Origin of the sequence: Virgibacillus litoralis, from assembly GCF_017873675.1 — a bacterium.
GTDB classification, from domain to species: domain Bacteria; phylum Bacillota; class Bacilli; order Bacillales; family Amphibacillaceae; genus Lentibacillus; species Lentibacillus litoralis.
Genome location: NZ_JAGGKK010000017.1, coordinates 1 through 11,585, shown reverse-complemented (window position 1 = coordinate 11,585; position 11,585 = coordinate 1). Strand labels below are relative to the sequence as shown.

The 11,585-nt window shown below is 37.9% G+C and carries 8 protein-coding genes and 1 rRNA gene; all 9 read right to left on the bottom strand.

All coding sequences use genetic code 11. The annotated features are described in order from the left end of the window. Positions 1 to 34: 34 nt before the first annotated feature. The gene (gltX, locus tag J2Z82_RS14270) at positions 35 to 1,504 is read right to left on the bottom strand and encodes a glutamate--tRNA ligase (protein WP_209481453.1); all 1,470 of its coding nucleotides are present in this window, start codon (positions 1,502 to 1,504) and stop codon (positions 35 to 37) included. Positions 1,505 to 1,619: 115 nt separating this feature from the next. Next, positions 1,620 to 2,717 (bottom strand): PIN/TRAM domain-containing protein, encoded by a 1,098-nt coding sequence (locus tag J2Z82_RS14265; RefSeq protein ID WP_209481452.1) that lies wholly within the window; start codon positions 2,715 to 2,717, stop codon positions 1,620 to 1,622. 196 nt (positions 2,718 to 2,913) lie between these two features. Beyond that, positions 2,914 to 4,287, bottom strand: a complete 1,374-nt coding sequence (radA, locus tag J2Z82_RS14260; protein WP_209481451.1) for a DNA repair protein RadA — start codon at positions 4,285 to 4,287, stop codon at positions 2,914 to 2,916. 1,147 nt (positions 4,288 to 5,434) lie between these two features. Further along, entirely contained in the window at positions 5,435 to 7,870 is a 2,436-nt protein-coding gene (clpC, locus tag J2Z82_RS14255; protein WP_209481450.1) for an ATP-dependent protease ATP-binding subunit ClpC, read from the bottom strand. Positions 7,871 to 7,886: 16 nt separating this feature from the next. After that, positions 7,887 to 8,951, bottom strand: coding sequence for a protein-arginine kinase McsB (gene mcsB, locus J2Z82_RS14250; RefSeq protein WP_209481449.1), 1,065 nt, complete (start codon positions 8,949 to 8,951; stop codon positions 7,887 to 7,889). Further along, on the bottom strand, positions 8,948 to 9,484 hold the full coding sequence (mcsA, locus tag J2Z82_RS14245) for a protein-arginine kinase activator protein McsA (RefSeq protein ID WP_209481448.1): 537 nt from the start codon (positions 9,482 to 9,484) through the stop codon (positions 8,948 to 8,950). Before mcsA ends, mcsB begins: the two co-directional genes overlap by 4 nt. Before the next feature lie 15 nt (positions 9,485 to 9,499). Beyond that, complete coding sequence (locus J2Z82_RS14240; RefSeq protein ID WP_092494542.1) at positions 9,500 to 9,967, bottom strand: CtsR family transcriptional regulator; 468 nt, start codon at positions 9,965 to 9,967, stop codon at positions 9,500 to 9,502. A 306-nt stretch (positions 9,968 to 10,273) separates the two neighbouring features. Further along, positions 10,274 to 10,972: an MgtC/SapB family protein gene (locus tag J2Z82_RS14235; RefSeq protein ID WP_209481447.1), complete on the bottom strand. Its 699-nt coding sequence runs from the start codon at positions 10,970 to 10,972 to the stop codon at positions 10,274 to 10,276. Between the two features lie 504 nt (positions 10,973 to 11,476). Continuing rightward, a 5S ribosomal RNA gene (rrf, locus tag J2Z82_RS14230) occupies positions 11,477 to 11,585 on the bottom strand; the annotation flags it as partial.

Sequence of the window (11,585 nt, the reverse complement as noted above, 5' to 3'; positions counted from 1 at the left end):
TACTATATTATATTTTCGGCTCGATGTGAATTAATTAAGCTTCTAATTTTTTTAACACTTTATCTAATCTGCTTAAAATAATTTCTTTTCCTAATAATTCTATCGCCATTGGGAGCTCTGGACCATGTGCTTGTCCAGTTGTAGCAACTCGAATTGGCATAAATAACTTTTTACCTCTGTGGCCTGTTTCTTTTTGCGTTGCCTTAATTTCTGCTTTAATAGAATCCTTCGTAAAGTCATCCAAATGGATTAGTTTGTCTGTAAAAACCTGCAATACTTCAGGTACCTGCTCCTGTTGCAATATTTCCATGGCACTTTCATCATAATCAATTGATTCCTTGAAAAACAACTCCGTTAATTCAACGATTTCCGCTCCGTATCGCAGTTGTTCCCGATATAATGTGATAACATTCTCTGCCCATTCCCTTGTCGAAGCATCCATATCTTCAGGTAATCTTCCAGCCTTAATCAGGTGCGGCATTGCTAACTCAATTACTTTTTCAATATCAGTTGCTTTAATATACTCATTATTCATCCATTTTAATTTATGCTGATCAAAAATTGCAGCAGACGTTGATAACCGCTCAGGATCAAAAATTTCAATTAATTTTTCCTTATTAAAGATTTCCTCTTCGCCTACCGGAGACCAGCCAAGCAACGTAATAAAGTTAAATAATGCCTCGGGTAAATAGCCTAAGTTACGATATTGTTCAATAAATTGCAGAATATGCTCATCACGTTTGCTCAGCTTTTTACGATCTTCATTCAGAATGAGTGTCATATGACCAAATCTTGGTGCTTCCCATCCAAAGGCATCATACACCATCATTTGTTTAGGCGTGTTGGAAATATGCTCTTCACCGCGCAGGATATGTGAAATCTGCATTAAATGATCATCAATCGCAACGGCGAAATTGTATGTTGGTGTACCACTTTTCTTTACAATTACCCAGTCACCAAAATCACTTGATTCAAACTTTATATTACCTCTTACAATATCATTAAATGTATAATCTTTATTTGAAGGAACACGCATACGAATACTTGGCTTACGACCTTCCTGTTCAAACTGGGCAATATCTTCTGCCGTCAAATTACTGTGTGCACCGGAGTATTTTGGAACTTGTCCTTTAGCACGTTGCTCTTCTCGTTCCTCATCAAGTTCTTCTTCAGTCATATAACATTTGTAAGCTAATCCCTTTTCAAGTAATTCGTCTACGTATTTATCATATATATCCAGCCGTTCCATTTGACGGTATGGGCCATAGTCTCCACCAATGTCAGCACCTTCATCCCATTCGATGCCAAGCCACTTTAAATATTTAAGCTGACTCTCTTCTCCTCCGGCTACATTTCGCTTCTCGTCAGTATCCTCCGTCCGGATTATAAATTTCCCATCAAAATGTTTAGCATATAAATAATTAAACAGTGCCGTCCGCGCATTTCCTATATGTAAATTACCAGTAGGACTTGGCGCATAACGAACACGAACTTGATCTGTCATGTTGGGTACCCCTTTCTATTAGTTAACAATATATAAAGTGCAGTACATTTAGTATTAGAAAAAGTGATAACATACTACGTTATCACTTTTTCATCCTCTATAAGTTATACCTTTTTTACAGTGCTTTTTCAAGTAATTTCGGTTTAGCAAAAATCATTCGTCCTGCAGATGTTTGCAGAACACTAGTAATAAGTACCTCTATTGTTTTACCGATGTAATCCCGGCCTTCTTCTACAACAATCATTGTACCATCATCTAAATAAGCAATACCCTGGTTTTGTTCTTTTCCATCTTTAATTACTTGAACCATTAACTCTTCACCAGGCAATACTACTGGTTTCACAGCATTCGCTAGATCGTTAATATTTAACACGTGTACACCTTGAAGATCACACACTTTGTTCAAATTAAAGTCATTTGTAACAACAATACCATTGATTACTTTCGCTAGTTTTATCAGTTTGCTGTCGACTTCCTGAATCTCTTCAAAGTCACCTTCATATATTTCTACTTTAACCGGTAATTCTTTCTGGATACGGTTCAAAACGTCCAGTCCACGGCGTCCGCGGTTACGCTTCAACACATCTGATGAATCAGCAATATGCTGTAATTCTCCTAATACAAACTGTGGAATCACAATGGTTCCTTCTAAGAAACTAGTTTGGCAAATATCAGCGATACGGCCATCAATAATAACACTTGTATCTAAGATTTTAGCCTTAGGCTGTGTCTGCTCACTAGAATCACCATCTGTTGCAGTCCGCTTATCGCGTTCCTTTTTACTGATATTTAATAAGTTCACGAATTCTTCTCTTCGTCTAAACCCAACTTGAAAACCAAAGTAACCAAGCAAAATGGTAACAAACAACGGAATAACCTGTGAAACAAACTCAATATCAATATCCTTCAGTGCAATATTGATCAAATATGCAACAACTAAACCAATAATTAATCCCAGGCTGCCAAAAAATAAATCGCCAACAGGCACTTTAATAAGTGCCTCCTCGATCCACCTTAATAATCCGACAATGTAATCAGCTAGCCAATAAGAAATAAGAGATAGTATAATTGCACCTAAAACTAAACCAACATATGGGGATTCTACCCAACTTGCATCTGTAAAATCTAATAATTCTATAATATCCGGTATATATAAATACCCAATGGTACCTCCACTAATGATAAAAAATAAATGGACAATCTTTTTCAGCACCACCGTCACCTCCTATCTTTTTATTATTACCTATTTTTCTAAAAATAACCCTAAATAAAAATAATCTTGGAAGTGTAAAAAACTTATAATATCAATTAAACAATAGCATAACTGCAATTAACAGTCAATTTAATAAACAATAAAGTTTAACACATGATGTTATGTCTGTCAATTTAATTTCAACTGATTTTCTTGCTTATCTGTCCAATCCAATATCCAATGCTTCTTGTACAGTATTAACACCAACCACCTCTATCGATTCAGGTGCTTTCCATCCTTCCAGGTTTTTCTTCGGACAAATAACCCGTTTAAATCCCAGCTTGGCAGCCTCTTGTACACGTTGCTCAATTCGGGACACACGCCTTATTTCTCCTGTCAGCCCTACCTCTCCAATAATAATATCCTCCGGCTTGGTAGGCTGATCACGGAAACTCGAGGCAATGCTCACCGCAACCGCCAAGTCTATTGCTGGCTCATCAAGCTTCACTCCCCCAGCAACTTTTATATAGGCATCCTGGTTTTGGAGCATCAATCCTACACGTTTCTCTAAGACTGCCATTAACAATGGAACACGATTTGAATCAATGCCAGTTGCCATTCTTCTTGGATTTCCAAAGCTTGAAGGTGATATTAATGCCTGAATCTCAACCAGAACTGGCCTTGTCCCCTCCATTGAGGCAACAACAGTTGATCCTGACGTACCTTGAGAGCGTTCTTCCAAGAAAATTTCAGAAGGATTTAACACTTCTCTAAGTCCTTCTTCCTTCATTTCAAATATTCCCATTTCATGTGTACTGCCAAAGCGATTCTTAACCCCTCGTAAAATACGATGTGTATGATGTTGCTCCCCTTCAAAATAAAGAACTGCATCAACCATATGCTCAAGCATTCGTGGTCCCGCAATTGCACCCTCTTTCGTTACGTGTCCAACAATAAAGATTGGGATCCCATTTGTTTTAGCAATCCTCATTAATTCACTCGTACACTCACGTACTTGCGATACACTTCCTGGTGCACTTGTAACTTCCTCGCGGAAAATAGTTTGAATGGAATCAATTACAACGAAAGATGGTTTGATTTGTTCAATTTGGTTAGCAATATCAAGTAAATTAGTTTCGGCCAGTACATATAACAAATCTGACTTGACTCCCAACCGGTCCGCGCGGAGCTTCGTTTGGCGAGTAGATTCCTCACCAGATATATAAAGAACAGGCAATTGCTTTTCAGCTAATTGGGCTGAGATTTGTAAGAGTAATGTAGACTTTCCGATACCTGGATCACCGCCAATTAGCGCTAGTGAACCTGGAACAATACCCCCGCCAAGCACACGATTAAATTCCTTCATCGTTGTTGTCATACGTGGTTCTTTCTCTGAATCAATTGCAGTAATACTCTCAGGTTTACGAGCAGCTTTTGCTCCCCCACCTACTGTATGTCTGTTTTTTACACTTGATGCTTCAATTTCTTCTACTAATGTGTTCCAATTATTACAACCAGGACATTTACCCATCCATTTTGCAGATTCATAGCCACAATCCTGACAAACAAACTTCACTTTTCGTTTTGCCAATGTGATTCAACCCTTTCAGTTCAACTTCTATTCTATACGAAAAACGTAACATGAAGGTTACAGAATTCTATCAATTAAACAATAAAATTTACATACTTATGCCACAAGAACTAGTTTAACATCTTTCCCTGTTAAGTGTGATGAATTAGAAATCCTGACTAATCGTTAAAAGGATTGTGATGTTTTGCTTTGGTATGAGTATGAGTTTTCTTAACTGCTAAGGCTCTTTTAAGTAAGGTTGTTGTTTTTGCCATAAAAGATTTAAACTGCGAACTAACATGAAAAAATGGTTGAGTGCTATGACACCGCTCCGGAAATACACTACGCTGTTGACTGGAGTAAGAATCGCTATAGAATAAATCTGTGACAGCACTACACTAGTCCGGGTGAGCGGAGGGCGGTGACTCCTGCGGGAATATCAACAGCTGAAGATCCAGCAGGAAGCTGTTTTGGTTTCCGAGGAAGCTGAAGCGTTGCCCGAGGAAAGCATCCGCCCGCAGCGAACCCCGGACGGCGGGACGAGAGGCTTTCAGAGATTATTCTAGCAGTTACTTCGCATTTTATATCTTATGTATACAAAATACTTTAATCAATGTTGTCGAGGCAACAATTTAAAAACGTTCTGAGATTATTCAGATAGCTGTTTGAGCTTATTCTATAAATGCGAAAGTTGAGTTAATATCAATAAACCTTTACCCATTGCTTTAGAAAACTTGGCTTATCGCCAAGCTTTAATATAGATAAGCCTTAGTTGCCCTTATGCAGTAAGAAAGTATTTAAACTTTTGTATGAAAATATCTCTATAACTTGATTTTAGCGGACACAGGAGACGCTATTTCTATATAAAAGTAACTTTCTCGAAGTTATCCGGACACAGAAGCCCTTATTATACATATTTCATGGTTATTTAACTGTATTTGTGTTAAATAAGGTCCTTGGTGTCCGCAAACACCATCATTTTCGTGGATTTTTGCCAAATAAGGTCCCTGGTGTCCGCTAACCTCAAATTTGCTATATGAAAAATAATTTTCATGATAGATGGTGGCTCGCGGAGCGGAGCCATGCTGGTTTCTTAACTGCTAAAAAAGCTGAAAGGGAGTTCCCTTTCAGCTTTTTGCAGGATATTTAATTCGTTAAATCCTATTTTTTAGGATAAGACAATAAATTCTCCCTTGTTATTTAAACCGATTTTTACTTTTTCACCTTTTGAAATAGTTTCTTTCAGCAATTCTTCAGATAGTAAATCCTCGATATTTTTTTGAATGGATCGACGTAATGGACGTGCTCCATATTCTGGATCAAATCCTTCATTAGCGATCTTTTCAATAGCTTTATCTGTTAATGTAAACTCTATTTCCTGTTGCTTAAGGCGTTGCTGCAGTTGTTTAATCATAAGTGTTACAATATCCTTCATGTGTTTGCGCTCTAATGAATGGAATACAATTGTCTCGTCAATTCTATTTAAAAACTCTGGTCTAAATGCTTTTTTCAACTCTTCGGTTACTTTAGTTTTCATATTATTGTAATCCTGGTTCTCTTCATCCAAGTTAAAACCAACATATTTATTCCGTCTCAACTCATCTGCACCTACGTTGGAAGTCATGATGAGAACAGTATTACGAAAATCAATGAGACGACCTTTTGAATCAGTTAAGCGACCATCCTCAAGTACCTGCAGCAAAATGTTGAATACTTCTGGATGGGCTTTCTCAACCTCATCTAATAATACAACGGAATATGGTTTCCTTCGTACTTTCTCAGTAAGCTGACCACCTTCTTCATAACCTACATATCCAGGTGGGGAGCCTACAAGGCGGGACGTAGAATGTTTTTCCATGTATTCAGACATATCAATTCGAATCATAGATTCCTCATCAGCAAACATTGCTTCAGCTAACGCACGTGCAAGCTCCGTTTTACCGACTCCTGTTGGGCCTAGGAATATAAACGAACCGATTGGGCGTTTAGGATCCTTTAATCCAGCTCGTGCACGACGGATCGCTTTTGATACTGCATTTACGGACTCTTCCTGACCGATAACACGGCCATGTAACGTTTTTTCCAGATTTAACAGTCGGTCACTTTCATCTTTGGTGAGATTAGAAACAGGCACACCGGTCCATGTAGAAACAACCTTAGCAATATCTTCTACGGTTACCTCTGAAGTTTCCTGACCTTGCTTTTCTTTCCACTTACTCTTAGTTTCTTCTAATTCTTCTCGCAGTCGTTGTTCTGAGTCACGTAACGATGCCGCCTTTTCAAATTCCTGACTTTGTACTGCGGAGTCTTTCTCTTTGCGAACTTCTTCCAGTTTCTGTTCCAGTTCCTTTAAGTTTGGCGGAATTGTATAAGAGCGTAATCGAACTTTAGATCCTGCCTCATCAATTAAATCAATTGCCTTATCTGGTAAAAACCGGTCTGTAATATAACGGTTTGAAAGATTTGCCGCTGCCTCTACAGCCTCATCCGGAATTGTCACTCGATGATGAGCCTCATAGCGATCACGTAATCCCTTCAAGATTTGAACCGTTTCTTCCAATGTTGGCTCATCTACCTGAATTGGCTGGAATCTCCGTTCTAACGCAGCATCCTTTTCAATATATTTACGGTATTCGTCAAGTGTAGTTGCACCAATACATTGCAGTTCGCCCCGGGATAATGCTGGTTTAAGAATATTAGATGCATCAATAGCACCTTCTGCTCCACCAGCTCCAATTAATGTATGCAATTCATCAATGAACAAAATAATATTGCCTGCTTGACGAATTTCTTCCATCACTTTTTTAAGTCGGTCTTCAAATTCACCACGATATTTTGTTCCTGCAACAACAGTCCCCATATCTAGTGTCATAACACGTTTATCACGTAAAGTTTCTGGAATCTCATTGTCGACTATTTGCTGAGCTAATCCTTCCGCGACAGCGGTTTTACCGACACCTGGCTCCCCAATTAAGACAGGGTTGTTTTTAGTCCGGCGGCTGAGTACTTGAATTACTCTTTCAATTTCTTTCCCACGTCCAATAACTGGATCAACATTTCCTTCTTTTGCACTAACAGTTAAGTCACGTGCCAGTGAGTCCAATGTTGGAGTGTTCGCACTTGATGTCGCCTGTGCACTACCACGGCCTTGGCGACCTGCCTGTGACTCATTACTCCCTAATAGTTGAAGTACTTGTTGACGCGCCTTATTCAGACTGACACCAAGGTTATTTAGAACACGTGCTGCAACACCTTCCCCTTCACGAATTAAGCCTAATAGAATATGTTCTGTTCCTACATAAGAATGACCTAATTTCCGCGCTTCATCCTGAGATAATTCGACTACTTTCTTAGCTCGTGGTGTATAATGAATTGTTTGCATAGGTTGTTTGCCAACACCTATTAGCTTTTCCACTTCTTCTTGTATTTTTGGAACCTCTAATCCTAATGATTGCAGTGCTTTTGCAGCAATGCCTTCTCCTTCACGAACAAGACCTAATAATACATGCTCTGTACCAATATTATTGTGGCCCAGTCGAACTGCTTCTTCCTGGGATAATGCTAACACTTTTTGCGCTCTTTCTGTAAAACGTCCAAACATCATATCGATTTCCTCCTACCTATTTCTCTAATTGCAGCCGTTCACGAACTAATGATGCTCTAAATACATCTCGCTCACTCGCTGTTAAAGTCTTTTTTGCATATTGCTGTAAAAAACCAGGTTGAGTGAGAACCATTAACTCACTAAGTATATTACGGGGTACTTTTTCTATAATTCCCAAGTCAATTCCCAGCCGAACATTCGATAGACATTTTGCAGCTTCTTTTGATTCCAATATTCGGCTATATTCCAATACTCCGTATGAGCGATAAATTCTGTTCTCTAATTTTGTACTCGACTGATCCATTATTCTATTGCGAGCATTACGTTCATGTTCAATTAACTGCTGGACAACACTTTGTAAGTCCTCAACAATATCTTCTTCAGATTTACCTAGTGTAATCTGATTGGAAATTTGAAATATATTTCCAATAGCTTCGCTGCCCTCACCATAAATACCACGAACAACAAGCCCCAGCTGGTTTATTGACGGTATCATACGATTAATTTGCTGAGTCCATGATAATGCCGGGAGGTGCATCATAACAGAAGCCCGCATCCCTGTTCCAACATTTGTCGGGCAAGTGGTTAAATATCCATGTTTTTCATCAAATGCATAATCAATTTTTTCTTCTAGCCAATCATCAAATTCGAAAGCTTTTTCAAGTGCCTTATTTAATTGGAATCCGGGAAAATAAAGCTGAACCCGAATGTGATCTTCTTCATTTATCATAACAGATACTTGTTCGTTTTTTGAAATGAGTGTTGCAGCGGAATTATCATGCTCCACTAAGTGCGGACTAATCAAATGCTTTTCTACCAGAACACGCTTTTCCACTGGTTTTAGACTGCTAATAGGTATAAATTCAAAATTCAAGTAATCCTGAAAAGATTTATGTTCGTATTCATCCCGGAAAAACTGACTTATGCTTTGAAGGTCTTTCTGATTAGCTAATATTGGATATGAATAATCTGCAAAATTACGTGCCAGCCGTATCCGGCTACTCAATACAATATCACTATCAGGACCTTCTTCTCTCATCCACGGGCTAATGGCTTCATTCATAAAGTGTTGTAAGGTCATGTGTTATCACCTCGCATCTGTTTTTCCAATTCTTTAATTTTATCTCTAACCTTTGCAGCATCCTCGAAAGCTTCATTTTCAATTAACTGGTGTAATTCAGCTTTATGTGACTCTATTTCCTTCTTCATGTGCAAATCCCCACCTTTTCGGGTAGGAATTTTGCCATGGTGCTTCGTATTACCGCTATGCACACGACGAAGGATTGGATCTAAACGTTCAGAAAATGTTCGGTAGCATTCAGCACAACCAAACTTACCAACACGTTTAAATTCAGAAAACGTCATTTCACATTGCGGACATTGCAAATCTTGTGCCTGTTGATATGGTGAGCCTTTTTGACTGTCTATAGATGAAGTGTCAAAATTAAATAAACCAGATAATAAATTATGAAGGGAATAGCCTTCTTCAGGATATGTCATATATCCTTTTTCTTTTGCGCAGATTTCACAAACATGTACTTCTGTTTTATTGCCGTTAATAACTTGCGAAAAATGAAGGGTAGCTTGCCGTTTATGGCACTCTTGACATTCCATATATTCTCTCCCCCTTTATTTATTTAAATATTTTAAAGTCGACAGCATTGAAGTTAACACACGGGCACGAACCTCGTCTCGTAAAGGTAATTGAAATGCCAGTGTATTCCTGCCGATAGCGCTTAAGATAATTTTGGCCTCACGTTTTGTAACAATTTCTTCTTCTAGCAACCTTTCCAGTATATCAAGTGCAGCTTGTTGTGTTACTTGAGGATTTATCATCTCTATAATGTCATCTATTAATTCAGACTTGTCCTGATGCTGAATTCGGATAATACGGATATATCCTCCACCACCACGCTTACTTTCAACTATATACCCTTTTTCCACAGTAAAGCGTGTATTAATCACATAATTAATTTGTGATGGCACACAATGGAATTGATCAGCGATCTCGCTTCGTTTAATCTCGATCGCATCCTGCCTAGCAGCCTCCAGAATTTTCTTTAAATGTTGTTCAATTATATCTGAAATGTTGCTCATATACCCTCCCCCACTTTCATCTTATGAATTATCCTTTTATGTCTTTCCAACTCTTTTAATTTTAAGTTTTTGACTTTGACTAACTTTGACTATATTTTTATTATACTTTAAATTATTTCTTATGCAAATACAATGTTCTATATCTATTTTAGCCAAGTTACAGATAAATGAAACATTAGAAAACTTCGCTTATCGCCAAGCTCGAATGGTTTAAGCCTTAGTTGTACTTACGCAGCAGGAAGGGGCCTATACTCTGTTATTTGCTAAAAAAACCTTACGAATTCTGATCGCAAGGTTCTAAATAAATTACTTTCGCTCGATAATATTTTTTACATGCTTTAGATTTGATACTTCCGCGAACAATGATACCCGATCTAAATCCTGATCCCGGTCAATCTTAATAAAGATATTACGAAGATCGTTATCAACCCGTTCGATTTCGACTTGCTTAATAGATAGATTATACGCTTCAAAGATTGATACAATATTATTAATTTTTAAATCAGGCAATGCAACAATTTCAATTAAGTAGGATGATCGACTTTTAGTAAATAGTTTTTCAAAATTGTTTAGAAATACTAAACTTAACAAAATAATTAGTGTTGTAAACATCGCTGGAGCATACATCCCAGCACCAACTACTAATCCTAATCCTGCAACTGCCCATATAGATGCTGCAGTAGTTAGCCCACGGATAGTCATTCCATTTACAATAATAGTACCTGCTCCAAGAAAACCGATTCCGCTTATTACATAAGAAGGTATACGTGCTGGATCAAACCGAATGTTATCGTATTCACCAATAAATTCTTCAAAACCATATAAAGATAATAACATCATCAAACAGGAGCCAACTCCCACCAAAATATGGGTACGAAATCCTGCTGAGTGATTTTTTAGTTCTCGTTCAAACCCGATTAAGCCTGAAAGTAACAAAGCAATCAGTACGCGAACAATAATTATTAAAAAATTATCGCCGAAAAATTGGTCTATATATTCAATCATTCACTATCCTCCTCACTACTTCTATATATATCCTTTTATTTTAAACTAAATTACAGGTTTTCACGAGCGAGAAAGCCCATCACTTTTAAGCGTTGGATGGAACAAGTCATACGAATATATTTTATTTATTAGAAAACTTGGCTAATCGCCAAGCCTTAATTAAGATAAGCCTTAGTTGCACTTATGCAGTAAGAAAGGATTAATACTTTCATATCTGCTAAAATTAAAAACCTTTGTGTAAACTTTTACTTATATTTTGAATAAGGTTTAATAAATGAAAACCTACGTTCTTAATGGGGTGTTTTTGATGGCTAAAAACCAATCGACAACAGGAATTTGTAGTCGGAAGAAGGACAATGATTCAGAACCCCACTGCTTTTAGTTGTGTTGGGGTATCAGATATAAGTAAATTGTATTTACTTGAGGCGTTAGACAAAAGGCAATTTATAAATTTCCATATAGAAAAAAGCTAAGATACAACATTGTATCTTAGCTTTTTATAATGCCTGGCGGCGTCGTACTCTTGCAGGGGCAAAGCCCCAACTACCATCGGCGCTGGAGAGCTTAACTGCTGTGTTCGGCATGGGAACAGGTGTGTCCTCTCCGCTAATGC

What these genes read in the sequence shown, in the direction of transcription:
- J2Z82_RS14235 (WP_209481447.1), bottom strand. Translation starts at nt 10,972, where the DNA reads ATGATTGAATATATAGACCAATTTTTCGGCGATAATTTTTTAATAATT.
- clpC (WP_209481450.1), bottom strand. Translation starts at nt 7,870, where the DNA reads ATGATGTTTGGACGTTTTACAGAAAGAGCGCAAAAAGTGTTAGCATTA.
- mcsB (WP_209481449.1), bottom strand. Translation starts at nt 8,951, where the DNA reads ATGACCTTACAACACTTTATGAATGAAGCCATTAGCCCGTGGATGAGA.
- mcsA (WP_209481448.1), bottom strand. Translation starts at nt 9,484, where the DNA reads ATGGAATGTCAAGAGTGCCATAAACGGCAAGCTACCCTTCATTTTTCG.
- J2Z82_RS14240 (WP_092494542.1), bottom strand. Translation starts at nt 9,967, where the DNA reads ATGAGCAACATTTCAGATATAATTGAACAACATTTAAAGAAAATTCTG.
- gltX (WP_209481453.1), bottom strand. Translation starts at nt 1,504, where the DNA reads ATGACAGATCAAGTTCGTGTTCGTTATGCGCCAAGTCCTACTGGTAAT.